Source organism: Methylophilus sp. Leaf408 (assembly GCF_916856905.1).
Taxonomy (GTDB): domain Bacteria; phylum Pseudomonadota; class Gammaproteobacteria; order Burkholderiales; family Methylophilaceae; genus Methylophilus.
Map to the genome: position 1 here is coordinate 782,857 of NZ_CAKASK010000001.1, position 20,039 is coordinate 802,895.

The 20,039-nt window shown below is 48.0% G+C and carries 15 protein-coding genes; 4 read left to right on the top strand and 11 right to left on the bottom strand.

Going from position 1 to position 20,039, the window contains the following annotated elements; translation table 11 throughout:
- Positions 1-170 precede the first annotated feature (170 nt).
- The 11 genes from LPA26_RS03460 to flhD all read right to left on the bottom strand — a co-directional run bounded on the left by LPA26_RS03460 (position 171) and on the right by flhD (position 13,993).
- Positions 171-2,891, bottom strand: a complete 2,721-nt coding sequence (locus LPA26_RS03460; RefSeq protein ID WP_229007357.1) for a methyl-accepting chemotaxis protein — start codon at positions 2,889-2,891, stop codon at positions 171-173.
- 509 nt (positions 2,892-3,400) lie between these two features.
- The gene (locus tag LPA26_RS03465; protein WP_229007358.1) at positions 3,401-6,019 is read right to left on the bottom strand and encodes a methyl-accepting chemotaxis protein; all 2,619 of its coding nucleotides are present in this window, start codon (positions 6,017-6,019) and stop codon (positions 3,401-3,403) included.
- Between the two features lie 57 nt (positions 6,020-6,076).
- The gene (locus LPA26_RS03470) at positions 6,077-6,589 is read right to left on the bottom strand and encodes a chemotaxis protein CheW (protein ID WP_370634310.1); all 513 of its coding nucleotides are present in this window, start codon (positions 6,587-6,589) and stop codon (positions 6,077-6,079) included.
- A 12-nt stretch (positions 6,590-6,601) separates the two neighbouring features.
- Positions 6,602-8,992, bottom strand: coding sequence for a chemotaxis protein CheW (locus LPA26_RS03475; protein WP_229007359.1), 2,391 nt, complete (start codon positions 8,990-8,992; stop codon positions 6,602-6,604).
- 27 nt (positions 8,993-9,019) lie between these two features.
- Positions 9,020-9,388, bottom strand: coding sequence for a response regulator (locus tag LPA26_RS03480; RefSeq protein ID WP_055824936.1), 369 nt, complete (start codon positions 9,386-9,388; stop codon positions 9,020-9,022).
- A gap of 42 nt (positions 9,389-9,430) precedes the next feature.
- Entirely contained in the window at positions 9,431-9,973 is a 543-nt protein-coding gene (locus LPA26_RS03485; protein WP_055866456.1) for a hypothetical protein, read from the bottom strand.
- A gap of 91 nt (positions 9,974-10,064) precedes the next feature.
- Positions 10,065-11,027, bottom strand: coding sequence for a flagellar motor protein MotB (gene motB / locus LPA26_RS03490; RefSeq protein ID WP_055824942.1), 963 nt, complete (start codon positions 11,025-11,027; stop codon positions 10,065-10,067).
- Positions 11,028-11,066: 39 nt separating this feature from the next.
- Positions 11,067-11,927, bottom strand: coding sequence for a flagellar motor stator protein MotA (gene motA, locus LPA26_RS03495; protein WP_055824944.1), 861 nt, complete (start codon positions 11,925-11,927; stop codon positions 11,067-11,069).
- A gap of 209 nt (positions 11,928-12,136) precedes the next feature.
- Positions 12,137-12,997 (bottom strand): class I SAM-dependent methyltransferase, encoded by an 861-nt coding sequence (locus LPA26_RS03500; protein ID WP_229007360.1) that lies wholly within the window; start codon positions 12,995-12,997, stop codon positions 12,137-12,139.
- Positions 12,998-13,056: 59 nt separating this feature from the next.
- Positions 13,057-13,623: a flagellar transcriptional regulator FlhC gene (flhC, locus tag LPA26_RS03505; RefSeq protein ID WP_055824947.1), complete on the bottom strand. Its 567-nt coding sequence runs from the start codon at positions 13,621-13,623 to the stop codon at positions 13,057-13,059.
- A 46-nt stretch (positions 13,624-13,669) separates the two neighbouring features.
- On the bottom strand, positions 13,670-13,993 hold the full coding sequence (flhD, locus tag LPA26_RS03510; RefSeq protein WP_055824950.1) for a flagellar transcriptional regulator FlhD: 324 nt from the start codon (positions 13,991-13,993) through the stop codon (positions 13,670-13,672).
- 615 nt (positions 13,994-14,608) lie between these two features.
- Here flhD and flhB point away from each other — a divergent pair.
- Genes flhB through LPA26_RS03530 form a run of 4 tightly spaced genes read left to right on the top strand, consistent with a single transcriptional unit; the run spans position 14,609 to position 20,031 of the window.
- A complete protein-coding gene (gene flhB / locus LPA26_RS03515; protein ID WP_055824953.1) occupies positions 14,609-15,781 on the top strand; it encodes a flagellar biosynthesis protein FlhB in 1,173 nt (390 codons plus the stop codon).
- 27 nt (positions 15,782-15,808) lie between these two features.
- Positions 15,809-17,896: a flagellar biosynthesis protein FlhA gene (gene flhA / locus LPA26_RS03520; RefSeq protein WP_055824956.1), complete on the top strand. Its 2,088-nt coding sequence runs from the start codon at positions 15,809-15,811 to the stop codon at positions 17,894-17,896.
- 1 nt (position 17,897) lies between these two features.
- The gene (flhF, locus tag LPA26_RS03525; RefSeq protein ID WP_229007361.1) at positions 17,898-19,232 is read left to right on the top strand and encodes a flagellar biosynthesis protein FlhF; all 1,335 of its coding nucleotides are present in this window, start codon (positions 17,898-17,900) and stop codon (positions 19,230-19,232) included.
- Positions 19,225-20,031, top strand: a complete 807-nt coding sequence (locus tag LPA26_RS03530) for a hypothetical protein (RefSeq protein WP_229007362.1) — start codon at positions 19,225-19,227, stop codon at positions 20,029-20,031. Before flhF ends, LPA26_RS03530 begins: the two co-directional genes overlap by 8 nt.
- Positions 20,032-20,039: the final 8 nt, after the last annotated feature.

Genomic DNA, 20,039 nt, shown 5'->3' on the forward strand with positions numbered 1-20,039 from the left:
CTTTGAGTAAAACTTGAGAATACTTACACTTGCGTTACAAAATATATTTATTGCAACATTTAAGATACTTTTTGTTGCACTTTCATCACAGTTTGATCACTCTCATCATTAATCCTCAATACAAAAAAGCCGACCTTATTTAGGTCGGCTTTTTGTGATTCCGTTACTGGCTAAAACTCTTCCCAGTCACTATCGTCAGTACCAGTCCGTTTGGAGGCGCTGGATTTCATCGGTGGCGGACTACTGCCACCTCCGGAAGCCGACTTGCCAAATGAGCCTTCAGAGACAGATTTCGAGCTATAACCGCTATCCCTTTGCGCACTCTGCTGGCTAGAGGCCACTTTCACCGGGCTGTGTCTTGCTGCCGGTTTCTGCGTCACCGCATGCCCGCCACCAAAGCTCTTGCCTTCCAGCTTGAACTGGCTGATGGCATCAGCCAGCTGGTTAGCCTGGTCTACCAGTGATTCAGCTGCTGCTGCCGCTTCTTCAACCAAGGCCGCATTCTGTTGCGTGGTTTCATCCATGCTGGTCACTGCCTGGTTGACTTGGTCAATACCGGTGGTCTGCTCGGCAGAGGCAGCCGAGATCTCACTGATGATGTCAGCCACACGTTGTACCGAGGACACCACATCTTCCATGGTGCTACCGGCATTCTCAACCAGGCGCGTACCTTCAGTGGTTTTATTCACTGAGTCTGTGATCAACTCTTTAATCTCTTTCGCAGCACTGGCTGAGCGTTGTGCCAAATTACGCACTTCACCTGCCACTACGGCAAAGCCTCTACCCTGCTCGCCTGCACGGGCGGCTTCCACCGCTGCGTTCAGGGCCAGGATGTTGGTCTGGAAGGCAATACCATCAATCACAGAGATAATGTCTTCAATCTTCTTGGCGCTATCATTAATGGCACTCATGGTCGCGACCACTTCGTTAACCACGGCACCGCCTTTGACAGCCACATCAGAAGCAGTTAATGCCAGCTGGTTCGCCTGTTTGGCGTTCTCGGCATTCTGTTTCACCGTTGAAGCCAGCTCTTCCATGCTGGCAGCCGTTTGTTCCAGGCTGGAGGCTTGCTGTTCCGTACGGGCTGACAGGTCGGCGTTACCGCTGGAGATTTCATTGGCGGCTGTGGTGATGGTTTCTACGGCTTCAGTCACGGCGATGATCGGGTCTACCACCATATCCAGGGTGCTGTTCACACCTTCGATAATCTTGCGGAAGTCGCCCTGGTGTTTGTCAGCGTCTGCACGTACGGTAATACGGCCTTCACCGGCAGCTTCGGCCAGCAGATTCGTGTCTGCAACCAAAGCGTTCACCGCGTCAATACTAGTGTTCAGGTTATCAATCATCTGGCTGTAATCGCCTGGATAATGATCGGTAATCTTGGCTGGGATATGACCACGGGCAATATTCTCCAGATACTCTGAAGTCACTGTCAGTGGTTTCACAACTGCATCCAGCGTGCTGTTCAGGCCATCAATCACTTTGCGGAAATCGCCATTGTGCTTGCCGGTATCTGCACGGGTAGACAAAGCACCATTTTGCGCGGCAACTGCCAGTTCATTCGCATCTGCCACCAGTGCATTCACAGCATCAATACACGTATTGAGGTTGTTAATGATGAGGCTGTAGTCACCCTGATATTGCTCGGTGATCTTGGCTGGAATATTGCCTTTGGCAATGTTGTCCAGGTAGCCGGAGGTGACATTCAAAGGTTTCACAATCGCATCCAGCGTGCTGTTAAGCCCCTGGACAATAGTGCGGAAATCACCCTCATGCTTGCTTGCATCAACGCGTGCAGTCAAACGACCTTCAACCGCGGCATTCGCAAGCTCATCGGCATCACTAATCAGGCGTTTAATATTGCTACGCACCTGTTCAATCGCTTCGTTCACGAACGCTTTTTTGCCAGGGAATTGTTTCAGTGTTTTATCAAGGTTACCTTCACCAAAGGCTTTAACCACCTCAATCGCTTCCTTGTTCATGGCAATATGGCCAGCCACCATTTTATTGATGCCTGCGGCCATTTCACCGTAACCACCTTTAAAACGGGTTTGGTCGACTGTGCAATCAATATCGCCTTCATCATGCTGCTGGCTGACATAGTTCAGGGACTGCACCAGGCCATCCAGGGTTTTTTGCAATGTGCGAATCGAATAAGCCACACTAGTCTTATCGGTTTCTGGAAGGGTAATTTTCTGGTTAAGGTTACCTTCAACAAAGTTGCGTGCAATCACGCTCAGCTCAGTTGGTTCCATACCCAGTTGCGCACGCAAACGTTTGGTAATCAATATACCTGTCACCACAATCACAGACAGGCACAGCAAAGCAATAGCCGCAGATTGCCACAGGGCTTTCTGTTTAATAGCGGCCGCATTGTCGGCATGCACCTTACTGATCTTCTGGTTATACACCATATGATCATCCAGCTTATTAGCCAGCTCAACGGCCACTTTATCTGCTGCCTGCAGAAGGCTGGCCGCTTCAGGCGAACCGGCATCGGACAAAGCAAGCACACGGGTCATCTGGTCGAAATATCCCGCAAGCATATTCTGCTCTTGCGCGAACATTTCCTTGTCTGTGCTATCGCTGGTCAGGTCTTTGTAATTACTCATCGCTTCTTCAACCACTTTACGGCGGTCCTGAATTTGCGAGGCAAGCTTTGCCTTCTCGGCAGGCGTAGTTGCAGACACGTGTCTCAAAAGATTCAAACGCAGGCGCTGGTAATAATTTTCAGCTTTGGATAACTCCAGGATGCTTGGAATACTATTCGCATTGGCATGATTGGTGTACTCATAAACCTTGACTACCTGAGTTAAGGTAAAGCCAATTAAGACTACCATTGCGATCGCGCAGGAGGCGATCAGCAGATACATTCGTTTCGCAATTGTCATAACAAATCCCTAACCAAAATAACTGACATATTCAGTTTTATATCGCTGAATTATGGCAAAAAAACAATGAACAATATGCGGCTATCAGAGGGGTATTTACCTGCCAAATCTTGCTCAGGCAATCCTGTAAAAAAAGTCGCTGTGATCAGCTGGTTCTGTCTCATGCAGACTTTACTGATACACATCATGAATATCGACTTTTTTCAGGGAAACTTTAGGTTAAGTGCAGACGAATTTAGTGATTAAATTCAATGACTTTTGCTATATAAAAATGATTTCAGGAAGAAATATTTTTTAATTGGTTTTGAAGAGAGTTTTCGTTTAAAAATTAAGAAAAATATCTTCCTTACCGGATAAAAAATAAACACCACCAAAGCCTCCTGGTGGTGTTTATTTTTTTAAAGTGGATAACCGATCAAGGCGGATGCCCACAACAAAAAACCTTCATGCAATGTATTAAAAATTTCACGTAGTCTAATTGTCATGCTGCACCCTCCGTTAGTTACATGTTAAAACTCTTCCCACTCGTTGTTATCGGTACCGGTTTTAGCCAGTTTTGGCTGTGCCTGCTGGCTGCTTGAAGTGCGCTGTGTCACTGGTTTTGCTTTATGTGTGATAGGTGCTGATGCAGGCTTTCTCGCTGGGGTAACCGTTGTACGTGCCGCTGGCTTTTGAGTGTGCAGTCTGTATTTATTGACTGAATCCATCAAGTTTGAAGCCTGCTCAACCAGAGACTCAGCAGCCGCGGCCGCCTCTTCAACCAAGGCAGCATTCTGCTGGGTTGTTTCATCCATTTCAGTCACTGATTTATTGACCTGATCAATGCCGGAACTTTGCTCGGCAGAGGCGGCAGTGATTTCACCCATGATATCGGTCACGCGCTGCACAGAAGTCACAATCTCGTGCATGGTTTCACCAGCACTTTCAACCAGTTTGGTACCTTCTGCTGTTTTGCTGACTGAATCACTGATCAACTCTTTGATTTCTTTAGCAGCGCTGGCTGAACGTTGTGCCAGGTTACGCACTTCACCCGCCACCACCGCAAAGCCTCTACCCTGCTCGCCTGCACGCGCAGCTTCAACCGCAGCGTTCAAAGCCAGGATATTGGTTTGGAAAGCGATGCCATCAATCACGGTAATAATGTCTTCAATTTTGCGCGCACTTTCGTTAATCGCGCTCATGGTAGTGACGACATTACCAACCACTTCACCGCCTCGAACAGCCACTTGCGATGCAGCTTCAGCCATTTGATTTGCCTGGCGTGCATTGTCAGCATTCTGTTTTACGGTAGAAGCGAGTTCTTCCATGCTGGACGCAGTTTCTTCCAGGCTGGATGCCTGTTGTTCTGTGCGGCTGGAAAGGTCATTGTTACCGCTGGCAATTTCTTGTGCAGCAGTGTTGATGGTCTCGCCTGCTTCACGAATCTGCATCAATAACTCTGTCATGTTTTCCAGCAGGTTATTCACACCTTTACAGATTTCTGCTGTCGGGCCCGTTTTATCAGACAAATCGATACGGTCAGTCAAGTCACCCTCTGCCGCATTGGCAATGATGGATGAAATCTGGTCACTGACGCGACGCTCCTGTGTAATATCCACCCACTCTAGTGAAGTGCCAGAACGTACGCCAGCATTGTCAAAAATCGGCATGGCTTTCAGGCGTACAAACATGTCACCCAGTGGCATTTCAACCACATGTTCTTTGGTTAAACCAGTCAGTAAATTGCGTTGATGCGCCGGATTTTTATGGAAAATATCAAAATTCTGGCCGATGATTTTTGAGGCTTCAAAATGTGGCAACACTTTACGGAAATTAGATTCCGAGCTACGCATTAAACGCTCTGTGGAGGCATTCATGTAGCGGATAATGCCATCGTTATCGGCCATCATCATATTGGTAGAAGCTGAGTCCAGTGTTGTTTGTATTCTGAAGGCTTCAGCAGATTTAATCGCTTGTTCCTTATCAGCCAATACCGCTTTTGTAATGTCGGTGGCATATTTAACAACCTTCACCGGCTTGCCGTCCAGGCCGATAATCGGGTTATAGGAGGCCTGTAACCAGATATCCTTGTTGTTCTTGCCATAACGATGATAGACACTCTCGTCTGGCTCGCCACGGTTTAATTTGGCCCAGAACTCTTTGTATTCAGGGCTGGCTTTATGACGCTCACTGACAAACATGCTGTGATGTTTGCCGACGACCTCTTCCAGGGTGTAACCGGTTACCGCCAGGAAGTTCGGGTTGGCAGTGATCACGTTACCGCTAAGGTCAAACTCAATCACGGACTGTACTTTAGCGATGGCTTGAACCTTGCCCTGGTAATCCAGTTCAAGTTGTTTTTCTGCAGTGATACAGAAAGAGTAAATCTTGATTTTTGCCAGTTTTTTATCATCATCCAGGAGTGGCACATAATTAGCGCTAAACCAGTATTCATTACCGGATTTTGAGACGCGGCACACTTCCTGTTTACCACTTTCACCCCGGGCCAGTTTTTCCCATAATGCTTTATATTCAGGGCTTTGGGCAGAATGTGCTTTCAGCAAGAATCCGATGTGCTTCCCGATCACTTCTTCGCGGCTGTAGCCTAAAGGCGCTACCACGAGTTCATTACAATTCAGGACTTTTCCATTGACATCACATTCCAGTACACCAAAGGTCTGGTTGACCGCGTAGCCGTCTTCCTGGAAAGAGAAATTTAGTTTTTTGTCACGTGTAATATCAGTCAGGTAGGCTACGGCTTTGCGCAGTTTGGCGTTTTTATCCAGCACCGGTGCGTAATAGCCCTGAAACCAGGTTTCTTTATCCGACTTATTGATCAGTTTGAACGTGCCTACAGATGACTTGCCTGCAGCAAGATCTTTCCAGAAACTTTGGTATTCAGGCTTGGCTGCATCTTCTGCAGACAATAACTTGCGATGATGTTGTCCAAGCAATTCATTGGCGCTGTAACCTAGCACTGCACACAAATTCTCATTTGCGTGGATAATTTTTCCATCAGCATTTAATTCAATGATGGCTCTCGCCTTATTGATCTCAGTCTTAAGCGCTGAGAATTCGGCATACTCATCCAGAATATGCTGATACTGCTTAGTACCTGCTGCCAATTTATTTAAAATTGTTGAAAACATAATGGGCCCCTAGGAAGAAATTCCTGTTTCAATTCCGTTATTGAAAAGCGCCAGTGCTTAATGCACGACTGCATCCATTAATTCCATTTCATTGCTTGTCATCAGTTTCTCTATATCCACCAGTATCAGCATTTCCTGCTCTATGGTGGCTAAACCAACGATGTACTTGGTATCAATACGCGTCACCAGTGATGGCACTTCGCGCAGATGCTCTTCGCGCAGTTCACGCACATCAGACACGCCATCTACGACGATGCCGACAATACGGCCATTCAGGTTAAGGATGATGACAACGGTAAATTCGTTGTACTCAACCTTGCCCAGTTTGAATTTGATGCGCAAATCCACAATCGGCACAATTTTGCCGCGAAGATTGATCACGCCTTTAATGAATGGCGGCATATTGGCAATTTGCGTCACCGCGTCATAGCCGCGAATCTCTTGTACCTTGAGAATCTCGATGCCATATTGCTCATTGCCCAATACAAACGTCAGGTATTCGCCGGCTGCCGTTTTCATGCTGCCAGTATTGTTACCGCCGTGGTTGTTAGTCGTTTCTGTTGTAGTCATTGCATATGCTCCTTATGCATTGATGTGATTCTGTAAATTGGAATAATTCTGGTCAGCAAAAGACCGACCGCCCGTGATGTAATTGGTTGTTTGGCCCATCTGTGTAATGGCCGGCACATCAAGAATCAATGCTACTGAGCCATCACCCATGATGGTGGCGCCGGATACACCTGGAATACGTTTGAAGTTGGTTTCCAGGCTCTTGATCACTACCTGTTGCTGGCCTACCAAGCGATCGACAAACAATGCAGATTTCTTGCCATCCGCCTCCAGGATCAGCAGCACGCCGTCAGTCGGGGCTGTGATTTCGGTAGGATGGTTAAACAAAGCATGCAATGCGATGATCGGCAAGTATTCGCCCCGCACATGCACCATCAAGCCTTCGCCAGTAACGGTTTTCAGATCTTCTGCACGTGGTTGCAAGGTTTCTACAATCAGGTTCAACGGCACTACATACAGGCTCTTGCCCAGTGAGACAGACATACCGTCCAGAATCGCCAGTGTCAGCGGTAGTGAAATGGAAATAGTGGTGCCATATCCCAGCGCCGAGCGGATTTCGATATTACCGCCCATGGCACTGATGTTACGTTTGACTACGTCCATGCCTACACCACGACCTGAAACATCAGTGACCACTTCAGCAGTAGAAAAGCCTGGTGCGAAAATAAGGCTGTATACCTCGCTATCGCTCATGCTCTCGTTCACCGGTAATCCATTCGATGCTGCTTTAGCCAGGATACGGTCACGGTTAAGGCCACCACCGTCATCCGTAACTTCAATGACAATGCTGCCGCCTTTATGGGCTGCTGATAAAGTCAGCGTACCGCTTTCAGACTTGCCGAGTTCGCGACGCACTTCAGGCTTTTCAATACCGTGGTCCACACTGTTACGCACCAAATGCGTTAATGGGTCGACAATACGTTCAATCAGGCTCTTATCAAGCTCTGTCGTCGCACCATTGGTGACAAATTCAACTTTTTTGCCCAGTTTACCTGCCAGGTCACGCACCATCCGTGGGAAGCGCGAGAACACGAAGTCCATAGGCATCATACGGATAGACATGACAGATTCCTGCAAGTCACGTGTATTACGGGTCAGCTGGCTGACACTGTTGATCAGGCCTTCGTTATCAGTCGGATCCAGTGCATTCACGCGCTGTTCAATCATGGCCTGGGTAATCACCAGTTCGCCAACCAGGTTAATCAACTGGTCAACTTTTTCAATACCAACACGAATCGAACTGCTTTCTGCATTCTGTGGTGCAGCAGGCTTGTCTGATTCGCGACGTGATTGTGCACGGCGGTCTTCTTTCACTTCTGCAGGCGGTGCATTGGTGGCAGCTTTGGCCTCTGCTTCAGAGGAGGCTTTCGCCAGCGCTGCAGCTGCATTGTCATCACCAATCATTTGTGCTTTTGGTGCATCAGGGTGTGGCTTAAACGGTGCAAAGAAACCGTAACCTTCTTCCTGTGGTTCTTCACCGCTATTGGTAAAGAAGCCATAACCCACTTCTTCAGCAACAGCAACTTTGCCGTTTGCGCTGGCAGCTTGTGCCGGCTTGGCGTCTGCTGACACAGGTTCACTATCGAAGAAACCGTAGCCAAGATCAGCTACAACTGGTGCCGCCTCTGCTGGCGCCGCTTCTGCGGCTACCTCTACAACAGGTGGCTCGGCTGCAGGCGCTTCTGCGCCGGCTACTTTAACCACCAGTGCATCCGGATCCACAATAAAGGAACAGATGGAAATAATGTCGTCGGCACTGGAGTCTGTTTTAACCAGCAAAGCATGTTTATCACCACGCTTGTAAATAGCAACTTCGCCTAACAAGGCTAATTCATCTTTGAGATTATCTAAATCTTTTTCGGTGACTTCCGGCAGGCCCACATCGTAAACCTGGATACCGCTTGCCTGCTCTTCAGCTGTAGCGGTTAATGCCAGTGCTGGTGCGGGTGCGCTTGCTTGAGCCGCAGCAGGTTCTGGTGCAGCCGGTGCAGCAGCCGGGGCTGGTGCTTCAGTTTTTCCTTCAGAAAGGGCTTTTAAGGTGGCAGAGATTTCGTCCACTTGCGTGGCATCGACTTCGGACCCGTGGCGATGACCATCCAGTTGCATTTTGATCACGTCTTTAGCGGCCAGGAAAGCATCTACATGCTCCATGGTCAGTGCCATTTCCTGCTTGCGAATCTTGTCCAGCAAGTTTTCCAGGACATGGGTAATGCCCGCCATATCCATAAAGCCAAACGTAGCTGCACCACCCTTGATTGAGTGTGCTGCCCTGAAAATAGCGTTCAGCTCCTCAATATCGGGAGAGTCCACATCAATATTCAGCAGGAGACGTTCTGCCTCAGCGAGTAATTCCTCAGCCTCGTCAAAAAACACCTCATAAAACTGGCTCATATCCACTGTCATTATTTTCTCCAGTCCCTTAACCGGCGCTTAAGCACCAATGACTTTTTGTACGACTTCGATCAAACGTTTAGGATCAAAAGGCTTTACCAGCCAGCCATTAGCTCCAGCGGCTTTACCCTTTGCTTTCATTTCATCTGATGACTCAGTAGTCAGCATCAGGATAGGTACTTTTTGATAGGAAGCCAGGTTACGCAGATTGGTAATCAGCGTCAGGCCATCCATGACAGGCATGTTCTGGTCGGTCAATACCAGGTCAACGGTCTTTTCCTTGGCCCTGTTCAAGCCATCCTGTCCGTCTACGGCCTGCACGACATCATAGCCGGCGGCTTTCAAACTGAACGCAACCATTTGACGCAAAGAACCTGAATCGTCTACTGTTAAAATTGTCTTCGCCATTTTCACTCGCCTTTTTCGCTCATTATGTTAAACATGCTGTGATTAGAATAAATCGATATCACCGGTCGCCAAATCCTGCTGATTTACTGACTTACGTAAATGGCCGGTGAGATGGGCGCTACCTTGATCAAAATTCTGGTTTAGTTGCATGATGAAATCTCTGATTTCTTCATGCTCGTTCTCTGCCGCCATCGGAAACTGGTGGCTGGATAACTCATCTAATAATGTTTTCAAGCCATTGACACGATTGATCGTGCGTTGCAATAGCTGGTTGGTCATGTCCTGGAATTGCATGCCAGTCACAACCTTGTTTACTTCCTGCCCGATATTGTCCTGATAGACCTGCAACTGCTGCACCAGGTCAAGGTGTAGCTTGCCAGTGTCAGCCAATGACTGAATGACGGCTTGCTGCTCCGTCAATTGGGCATAGACATTCATAAAACTGGCGCTCAGTTTTTCAATCGCTTCGTTCAGCAAAAAGGTCGTTTGTTGTAAATCGGTTTCGATTTCCAGCAAATGCCAGTTGCCATTGCGAGAAACTGCAGCCAGTAACTCTCTTAACTCTTCGATGGGCAATGTTTTCATAGTGGTCCCTATCTTGCCTGATTTCCGTGTTTTTCAATCAAGAAATAAGCATTGTAAAAATCGCTCATTTCTTGGCTCCTTGATTTAATGTTTATTTCTTTTCAATTTCTTTTTGTGGCTCTTGTTGCGAACTGCTTTGTAATGCCTTCACCTGTGAAAGATCACTTTCGCTGGCTGAAATCTGGTCATTGTCTTTCAACAGATCTTCTTCGGTTTCTTTATTCATAATGATCAGGCTGATACGCCGGTTAATCGGATTAAATGGATTTTCTTTATCCATCATGATGGCAGAGCCTAAGCCGACCACCCGCATCAATTTGGTCTCATCCATACCACCGGAAATCAGTTCACGGCGCGATGCATTCGCCCGGTCTGCCGATAACTCCCAGTTGCTGTAGCCATGGTCACCATTGGCATAACCTGCCGCATCCGTATGGCCGGACAAACTGATCTTGTTATCCACGCCATTCAGCGTTTTACCTATCTCGTGCAGAATCTGTTTGGCATAAGGCTGCAATTCCGCCTTGGCATTCTCAAACATGGGCCGGTTCTGCTCATCAATAATCTGTATGCGTAACCCTTCACTGGTGATATCCAGTTTAAGCTGCGACTTGAATTGCTTTAAGGTCGGGTTTTCTTCAATCGCCTGTTCAATCTTGGCTTTGAGTGATTCCAGCTTGATCTTTTCAGCGCGTTTCAACGCTTCTTTCACATCTTCGATCTTGACCGTTTTCAGCTTACCGGGATCGCCATCTACCGGTTTCACCTGTCCTTGTTTTTTGGTGACATCGCGGCCGCCGGTATTTTTCAGTGCAGAATCACTTTGCCCGACAGAAGGCCCCATCAGCACCATGTGTAAAGGTGTCTGGAAATATTCGGCAATGCCTTCTTTTTGTGCTTTGGAGGTAGAGCCCAGTAACCACATCAACAGGAAGAACGCCATCATCGCAGTCACAAAGTCAGCATAGGCAATTTTCCAGGCGCCACCGTGATGACCGCCACCGGATTTCTTTATCTTTTTTACAATAATCGGGGCAACACGATCTTCTGCCATGATGTTCTCCAGCGATGCGCTGATTAATAACTAGGTTAACTATTTCGACTTGGCCTGTTTCACGTGCTCTTCAAGCTCGGTAAATCCAGGGCGTTCGGTGGAGTACAAAACTTTGCGGCCAAATTCCACGGCAATCGGTGGGGCGTAACCGTTGAGGCTGGCAAGCAATACCACTTTCACGGTTTGAAAGCTTTTGCTGGACTCTTCCAGTTTTTGCTCCAGCAGTCCGGACAACGGGCCAACAAATCCATAAGCCAGCAAAATACCGAGGAAAGTACCGACCAGTGCGTGCGCAATCAGGATGCCAAGCTCGGCAGGTGGCAATGCCACGTTTTCCATGGTGTGCACCACACCCATCACCGCGGCCACAATACCAAATGCCGGCAGGCCATCGCCCAGCTTGGCGATACAATGCGCTGGTACATGGCCTTCCATATGGTGGGTTTCAATTTCGTTATCCATCAGGTTTTCTACCTGGAAAGCATCCATGTTGCCGGAGACCATTAAACGCAGGTAATCAGTGATGAATTCCACAAGGTGGTGGTCATGCAGGATGGACGGATATTTGCTGAATAGAGCACTGGATTCAGGGTCCTCGATGTCTTTTTCAATCGCCATCAAGCCATCCTTGCGAATCTTGGTCAGGATCTCAAACAGCAATGCCAGCAAATCCATATACAGCTGTTTGGAGTATTTGGAGCCTTTGAATAAGGTCGGCAAGGCTTTCACGGTAGCCTTGATGGCTTTACTGTCGTTACCGACAATAAACGCACCAAACGCGCCGCCAAAAATCATCATGACTTCAAGCGGCTGCCACAGTGCGCCCAAATGACCGCCTGCGAGCGCATAGCCCCCGAAAATCATGCCGCATACGACTACATACCCGATGATAACGAACATGCCCTACTCCACTTTTAGCATTGAATACCTACAGCATAGCAATCGCCAGCTGGTTTCAATGTTTCAAATAAAAGGGATTTAGCAGGTTAATTATTGATCGTGCCGTTGCCGGCATACACTAAATACGGATAAGTTCGAATATAAAAATGGCTGCCAGCCATTGCTTGACAAGTGATTTTAAAAAACAGCTTCTACAGAGTTAAAGGGTGTTACAAGGAATACACGTACAGTGCAGGAGAGCTATTGGAGGGATAGATAATACGCCCTGCAGTTAAGCCAGGCACAGGAAACTCTGAGCTGACAAACAGGCTTCCTGGTCGCATTTCCCGGTGAACTTTTTGCCATACATCCGGCATCACCGCAGGCGACAAATAAGCAAACACTACATCCAGTTGTGCAAAGTCACTCTGGCGATAATCACCTAGCGTGAATTGCGTACGCCTGTGGGAAAAAATCGACCGTACCTTGCTCACCAGCCAGGGTAATGGCGCGATCTCAATCCCGTCGATCTGGTCTTGAGTGCGTTGGCGTGATAGAAACAACGACACATCACCAAGACCGCTGCCAATATCCAGCACACGCAAAGGCTGTTCACCGGCATGTTGCTCCAGGATTTGATGCATCGCACGCCATGTGGCAGGAAACGAAGGGTAAAAAGGGACGCGGGTATTGTGCACCGACCAGTAAAGCGTCAGGGTCACTACAAAACCGGCAAGATAGACCATAGCAGGGATATCAACCTGCTGCATCACTAAGACGGCTACAGGAAAAACAAGATGAATCCAGCGCCACCAGACCGGCATAAACGCAGCTCTGGCCATAAGGCTGACTAGAAATGCATGTGGAATTAACCAGAACCAGACCGAGTCCAGTCTTAATCCGACGCTACGTAGTTCGAAAGCGAATACGCTGTTGATTACGCCTGGCGCAATGCTCGCAATCAACAACAAACTCAAACACTGAATCAGCAATGCCTGACACCATAATTTCTGTGGCCATAACTTTTGAGACAGGGAACGTTGTGCAACAACTTGCTGCAACGCCCCTGACGAAAGTTTAATAGAACGCATGCTGTGTCTTTCTATCAATACCAGGTTGCACTCATCAACCTGACCAGTCACTCATTCACTTAAGCTGTCATTGAAACCAGTTTGTAGCTGAGTTCTTTGGCTTTTTTGGTTTTACCGGCACGTGAAGGTACGTGGCAAAGGTTGCACACATAGTTCTGGTTCAAATCGTAGCTGTTTACGATGTATTGGCCACCGCAGCAATGACAGACTTTAGTTGTCAGCATTTTGCTTTCAATAAAGCGAACCAGGGTCCAGGCACGTGTCAGAGACAAGATTGGCTCTTCAGTCTGGCTTGCATCTGGGCTTTGCACTTGCTGGATATACAGTGTGTAGGCTTTGATAATGGCGTGTATGCCTTCAACACCTGCGTAATCCACCATGAAACGATAGATATTATAGAAAATGGAGGAGTGAATATTTGGCTGCCAGGTCAGGAACCAGTCGGTCGAGAATGGCAACATGCCTTTTGGTGGGGAAACACCTTTCATCTCTTTGTAGAGCTTGATCAAACGCTCACGAGATAAAGTCGTTTGTGATTCCAGCAATTGCAACCGTGCGCCCAACTCAATCATTTGCATGGCCAGTTTAATTTGTTCTGCTTCGTTAACTACACTCTTCTTTTGCATGATAAACCCTCTTTTCTATTATTTATCGTCAGATGGGAATGACAACTTATACGGTAGATTCTGCTGCTTGAGCGGACATCAATACCGCTGTGTGCAAATGTGCTTGTGCAGGATCTTTAGTGTAGCTGGTCAACATACCCAGGATTTCGCTGTCATCAAAACGGAAGCGGGTCAGGAGCATGTTTGTGTTACACAGTTTGAGTAATTGTAGGTTGGTCAGGTTTTCCAGCAGGTCTGCGATTTCTTTGTTGATACCCAGACGGAAAATTGCGGTGGCTTTATCAGCGCGGATCAGTTGTTGTGCCAGCATCAGGTAGTTCAGATTGGCATCTTTGATTTCAGCGAGTAAATCGTTTTGCATGACATTCATGATCTTTTCTCCATTTATTTGCGGTTCAATTTAAGTACGCATTTGCGTTAGGCGTACTTTGCGCGCATTCATGGATGCCAACAATCAGGGTTTGTCGGTTAATTTTGTAAGACGGACGAAAACAGCCATGTAGGTGTTTGTCTTACAAAACCCGACATGGCATAACACATAACCATAAAAAACATAAGGTTATGATATTTATTTAATGTTTAACTAGAATAAATATAGCTCTATTTTCTCAGTGATGATCTTCTTTCAATTCAAAAAATAATTAAAGTTTTCCCTTTGTATTCCGATAACAGATGCTTTTTCTCTAAGAAAACGTCATTCGGTTAATCACGCGGGCACTTTTTGTCATAACTCGTTTACGGCAGTACGAAATAAAACTTTAGGGTTTTCTTTGAAAATAATTCATTTATTTTTTAAGTGATTGTTTTTAATAGGAAAATAAATTTAATATTTGCATTTATTAACACAAATCATTCTATAACTATTAGATTGCGGTCAATAAGTCCCTTTATTCGAACTATAAAAAAATGATTCACTGCTTAATAATCACTCATGTATTAACGGAACACCTGTCGTGTTTCTGAATACCAGATCAAAGAGTGAGTTATGGCAGCTGATGACAGCGATATGGAGAAAACCGAGGACGCGTCCCCCAAGCGATTGGAGAAGGCACGCGAAGACGGTGATATCCCCCGCTCCCGTGAGTTGGCAGCCTGTGCAGTATTGTTCACCAGTGGGATGGCCATCATGATGCTGGGCAAACCGATGGGTGAGGCATTAAAAGATGTATTGAGGCAAGGTTTGAGATTTGACCAGGCCTTGGCGTTTGAGCCGGAACTGCTGATCACTCATTTATTGAAAGTAATCGAGCAAGTGATGTGGGCCTTCCTGCCACTGGCAGTGATTATTGTGGCGGTAGCCGTAGCCTCTCCTATATTAGTGGGGGGATGGGTAATGTCACAGAAATCACTGATGCCTAATTTCGGCAAACTTAATCCTATTAAAGGATTAAGTAACCTGATCTCTAAAAACTCAGCCGTTGAACTGGTGAAATCGATTGCGAAAACGGTGCTGGTGGCTTCAGTCGGCTATGCCATCGTTAAAAAAGATCTGCAACCTATGCTGGGTTTATCTGAAATGCCGCTGGAATCCGGCATTAGCGCCATTAACGATTATATGGTGACCGGCTTCCTGACCATTGCTTCAGCCCTGGTGCTGATTGCGGTGATTGATGTGCCCTACCAGCTTTATCAGTATGCGCAAAAGCATAAGATGACCAAGCAGGAGCTGAAAGACGAAGCTAAAGAAGCTGAAGGTAGCCCTGAAGTGAAAGGCCGTATCCGCCAGCAGCAACGTGAAATGGCCCGCAGGAGAATGATGAGCAATATTCCGACTGCCGACGTCATCATTACCAACCCTACCCACTATGCGGTGGCTGTACGTTATAAAGAAGGTGAAAATGGCGCGCCTATCGTAGTGGCTAAAGGTGTAGATACGATCGCACAGAAAATTAAAGAGATTGCAGCTGAACATCAAGTGATGACACTGGAATCCCCTAAGCTGGCCCGTGCTTTATATGCACATACGGAATTAGAGCGCGAAATTCCACAAGCCTTGTATGCGGCCGTGGCCGAAATTCTGGCGTATGTATTCCAGCTGCGCGTGTTCAGACAACACGGTGGTGTACGTCCGGCCATGCCAGACAATGTGCCGGTACCGGATGCACTGGATCCACACGCTCTGGTGGCTACACCACCAAGCGCAACAGATATTGAATAGTTAAAGCAAGGTTTAAGGAGCTTATAGATGAATAACTGGCAACAAATGATGGGGAAACTGGATGGTCGCGCAGTCGCGGCACCACTCATTATTGTATTGCTGCTGGCCATGATGATCCTGCCGTTACCGGCCATCGTGCTTGATGTGTTTTTCACCTTTAATATCGCGTTGTCCATCCTGGTGCTGATGATAGGCCTGCAAACAACCAAAGCACTCGACTTTATCGCTTTCCCAACCGTATTGCTGATGACCACCATGTTGCGCCTGGCGCTGAACGTGGCTTCTACCCGCGTGGTGTTGACCGAAGGACATGCCGGACCGGATGCAGCAGGTAAGGTAATTGAAGCTTTTGGCCACTTCCTGATTGGCGGTAACTACGCAGTCGGTATCGTAGTGTTTGTGATCCTGACCATTATCAACTTTACGGTAATCACCAAAGGTGCCGGCCGTATTGCTGAAGTAGGCGCACGGTTTACCTTAGACGCAATGCCAGGTAAACAAATGGCGATTGATGCTGACCTGAATGCCGGCCTGATTGGAGAAGACGAAGCCCGCCGCCGCCGTAAGGAGGTCAGCCAGGAATCCGAATTTTACGGCGCGATGGACGGTGCCAGTAAATATGTTCGTGGTGATGCGATTGCCGGTATTTTAGTGATCATCATCAACATCGTTGGTGGCCTGATCGTCGGCATGGTGCAGCACGACCTCAGCTTTGGCGACGCAGTTAAAAACTATACCTTGCTGGCGATCGGTGATGGCCTGGTGGCGCAAATTCCATCACTGGTGATCTCTATCGCAGCCGGTGTGGTGGTTTCACGTGTTGCCAACAACGAAGACATTGGTGGTCAGCTGATCACCCAGCTGTTTGAGAATCCACGTGTCTTGAGTGTGACTGCTGGCATTATCGGCGGTATCGGCCTGATTCCTGGCATGCCGCACCTGGCTTTCCTGGCACTGGGTGCCATGCTGGGCGGCATGGCTTACTCTGTGAAAAAGAAACAGGAAAAAGCAAAACTGCAAGCCATTCTGGAACCGCAACCGGAAGATAAACTGGCACCTGCCAGTGAAGCCGAGGAGGCGACCTGGAACGACGTACTGCCAGTGGACACTGTCGGTCTCGAAGTGGGTTACCGCCTGATTCCATTAGTGGATAAAGCGCAAGGTGGTGAATTGCTGAAACGGATCAAAGGTATCCGCAAGAAATTCGCGCAGGAAATCGGCTTTCTGGCACCTACCGTACATATACGTGACAACCTGGCCTTAAAACCGAATGCATATCGCATCACCATGAAAGGTGTAGAGATGGCGAGTGGTGAATCCAATTTCAACCAGATGCTGGCGATTGACCCCGGTGCAGTGACTGGGGAACTAGATGGCGCAAAAACTACTGACCCTGCATTTGGCCTGCCAGCAGTATGGATTGAATCCGAGCGTAAAGAATACGCGCAAAGCCTGGGTTACACCGTAGTGGATGCAGGTACCGTGATCGCCACACATTTAAACCATATTATTTCACTGAACGCCGGTGAACTGCTGGGCCGCCAGGAAGTACAGCAATTGCTGGATCACCTGGGTAAAGAGTCCAGCAAACTGATTGAAGAGATTGTCCCAAAACTGATTACGCTTTCTTCATTGCAAAAAGTATTGCAGAACCTGTTGAACGAAGGCGTGCATATCCGCGATATGCGTACGATCCTGGAAACATTGGCTGACCATGCGCAATACAGCCAGGACGCTAACGACCTGACCGCCATGGTGCGCGTCAAGCTGGGCCGTGCCATCGTACAGGATTTATTCCCTTACAGCGACGAAGTGACGGCGATGACCTTGGACGGACAGCTGGAACGTTTGCTGCTACAGGCATTACAGAACAATCAATCCGCACAAAACGTGATTGAACCTGGCATTGCTGAAAAACTGTCTCAACAGACAGAAATGGCTGCCAGACAACAGGAGCAAATGGGGCTGACACCGGTATTGCTGGTAGCCGCCCCGCTACGCCAGGCCTTATCAAGATTTTTAAGAAGGACTGTCCCGCATCTCAGAGTGCTGTCGCACGACGAGTTGCCAGACAACAAATCCATTCGAGTGACCAGTTTAATCGGAGCGCAATAACATGAATATCAGAAGATTTTTTGGCAAGAATGCACGTGAAGCATTGGCTCAAGTCAAGCAAGCCTTAGGCGAAGACGCCATTATCGTGGCCAACCGCAGCGTCAATGGCGGCACCGAAATTATGGCAATGCTTGAAACTGATATCGAGAACTCTGGTGGCAAGCAGTCAGCAGAGACTAACCATGATGCGCGCAGTCTGCTCGAATTTGTCAACGGCAAAGAACCAGCACCACGCATGATGGCACCTCAGCCAGTGGCCGCGCCTGCTCCGGCGCCTGCTGAAGAAGCCGTATTAAAAGATCACGCGATCATGGATTTGTTCAAACAGCACAGCGAACAGCAAGAGCAGGCCTACCAGGTCGCTACGCAAACGCTGGAAGAAAAAATGCTCACCATGATGCAGGAAATGCGTCATATGCGCAGCAACTTTGAAACCCAGATGAGCGCCATGACCTGGCAACACCATTTACAACACAGCCCTGCAAAATCCAAAGTATTGAGCACCCTGCTCTCTGCCAGCTTCAGCGCGGCGCTGTCACGCCAGATTGCAGAAAAAATGCCGCAACATATCGATGTACAAAAAGCACCGATGTGGGCTAAAGAAGTGATCAGCCGCAACCTGCATACGCTGGATGATGAAGATGCATTGCTGGATAAAGGCGGTGTATATGCCCTGGTTGGCCCGACTGGCGTTGGTAAAACCACGACCACAGCTAAACTGGCAGCACGCTATGTGATGAAACATGGCACGCAAAACCTGGGCCTGATCACCACAGACAGCTACCGTATTGGCGGTTACGAACAATTACGTATTTACGGCAAAATCCTGGGTGTGATGGTACATGCGGTAAAAGATGAAGAAGACCTGAAAATTGCACTGAACGAGTTAAAAGGCAAACACATGATCCTGATTGATACCGTCGGTGTCAGCCAGCGTGACCAGGCAGTGACTGAGCAGTTATCCATGCTGAGCCGTGCTGAAACACCAATCCAGAAATTACTGTGCCTGAATGCGACTTCAACTGGTGAAACCCTCACTGACGTGATGCGCAGCTATAAAAAGCATGATATTGCCGGTTGTATCGTCACCAAACTGGATGAAGCGGCAGCGATTGGCAATGTGCTGGATGTGCTGATCCGTGAGCGTATGCGCCTTTTCTACACGACCAGTGGCCAACGTGTACCGGAAGATATTGAAGTGGCAAACAAACATGCACTGGTAGAACGTGTGTTAACACCACATCAGGCCAGCCTGCCATACCAGTATCTGGATGAAGAGTTGCCGCTGGTGATCTCAAGCATGATGCAAGCGCAAGGAGAGCAGCAGCATGTTTAACTACCATGACCAGGCTGATGGATTGCGCCGTATCATGGCCCGCTCATCAGCACGTGTGATCAGCGTCATGGGGGCGAATGGCCAGCCTGCTGAAACCTGGCTCAGCCAGTTGGCGGCAAGTATGGTGGGTCCTGGGCAGCGTCTGTTGCTAATTCAGGCTAAGCAACGACCTATGACAAAATACACACTACATGCGGTGGCTTTGCGCCAAAGCATACTCAGCCGCGCGGTGGTCAAGCATCCGCAAGGTTACGATCTGGCGACGCTGGCTGAAACTGACATATTAACCTCGTCCTTATCCGGCGATTTAAAAACAGAGCTTAACGGTATAGTGAATCAACTTGCGTATGACTACGATACCGTGATGATAGAAGCATTATTAGATCCGCTTGACCAGACCCTGATATTGCCCGTGATGGCACAACATACATTAGTGTTGCAGATGGGGCGTAATGAAGCAGCCATTAAATCGGCTTACATGACAATCAAGCGCCTTTGCCAGCAGCATGGGCAATTGCCATTAAGCGTAGTGGTGACGGATTCCAGCCATGAGCAGGGCCAGCAATATTTTATGCGACTGAACCAAGTCTGCCAGCAGTTCCTGGGAATCTCCCTGAGTTTTCTGGGCGCTATTCCTGAAAATAAAGTGCTACAAAAGACAGAAAATATTCAAGCCCATGGCTTGAAAAACCGCCATGGCCTGGAGCCATCTCCGGCAACGCAGTCTGCACTGGCATTCAAGGCAATTGCCAGAAGCCTGGATCAACGTGTAAGCACGTCGTCACTGGCTGCTGCCTAGAGTAAAGA

Excerpts from the sequence above, each read along its gene's own strand:
- LPA26_RS03475 (WP_229007359.1), bottom strand. The coding sequence starts at position 8,992 with ATGACAGTGGATATGAGCCAGTTTTATGAGGTGTTTTTTGACGAGGCT.
- LPA26_RS03480 (WP_055824936.1), bottom strand. The coding sequence starts at position 9,388 with ATGGCGAAGACAATTTTAACAGTAGACGATTCAGGTTCTTTGCGTCAA.
- motB (WP_055824942.1), bottom strand. The coding sequence starts at position 11,027 with ATGGCAGAAGATCGTGTTGCCCCGATTATTGTAAAAAAGATAAAGAAA.
- flhD (WP_055824950.1), bottom strand. The coding sequence starts at position 13,993 with ATGAATGTCATGCAAAACGATTTACTCGCTGAAATCAAAGATGCCAAT.
- flhC (WP_055824947.1), bottom strand. The coding sequence starts at position 13,623 with ATGCAAAAGAAGAGTGTAGTTAACGAAGCAGAACAAATTAAACTGGCC.
- LPA26_RS03465 (WP_229007358.1), bottom strand. The coding sequence starts at position 6,019 with ATGTTTTCAACAATTTTAAATAAATTGGCAGCAGGTACTAAGCAGTAT.
- LPA26_RS03470 (WP_370634310.1), bottom strand. The coding sequence starts at position 6,589 with ATGACTACAACAGAAACGACTAACAACCACGGCGGTAACAATACTGGC.
- flhF (WP_229007361.1), top strand. The coding sequence starts at position 17,898 with ATGAATATCAGAAGATTTTTTGGCAAGAATGCACGTGAAGCATTGGCT.
- LPA26_RS03500 (WP_229007360.1), bottom strand. The coding sequence starts at position 12,997 with ATGCGTTCTATTAAACTTTCGTCAGGGGCGTTGCAGCAAGTTGTTGCA.
- LPA26_RS03460 (WP_229007357.1), bottom strand. The coding sequence starts at position 2,891 with ATGACAATTGCGAAACGAATGTATCTGCTGATCGCCTCCTGCGCGATC.
- flhB (WP_055824953.1), top strand. The coding sequence starts at position 14,609 with ATGGCAGCTGATGACAGCGATATGGAGAAAACCGAGGACGCGTCCCCC.
- LPA26_RS03530 (WP_229007362.1), top strand. The coding sequence starts at position 19,225 with ATGTTTAACTACCATGACCAGGCTGATGGATTGCGCCGTATCATGGCC.
- motA (WP_055824944.1), bottom strand. The coding sequence starts at position 11,927 with ATGTTCGTTATCATCGGGTATGTAGTCGTATGCGGCATGATTTTCGGG.
- flhA (WP_055824956.1), top strand. The coding sequence starts at position 15,809 with ATGAATAACTGGCAACAAATGATGGGGAAACTGGATGGTCGCGCAGTC.
- LPA26_RS03485 (WP_055866456.1), bottom strand. The coding sequence starts at position 9,973 with ATGAAAACATTGCCCATCGAAGAGTTAAGAGAGTTACTGGCTGCAGTT.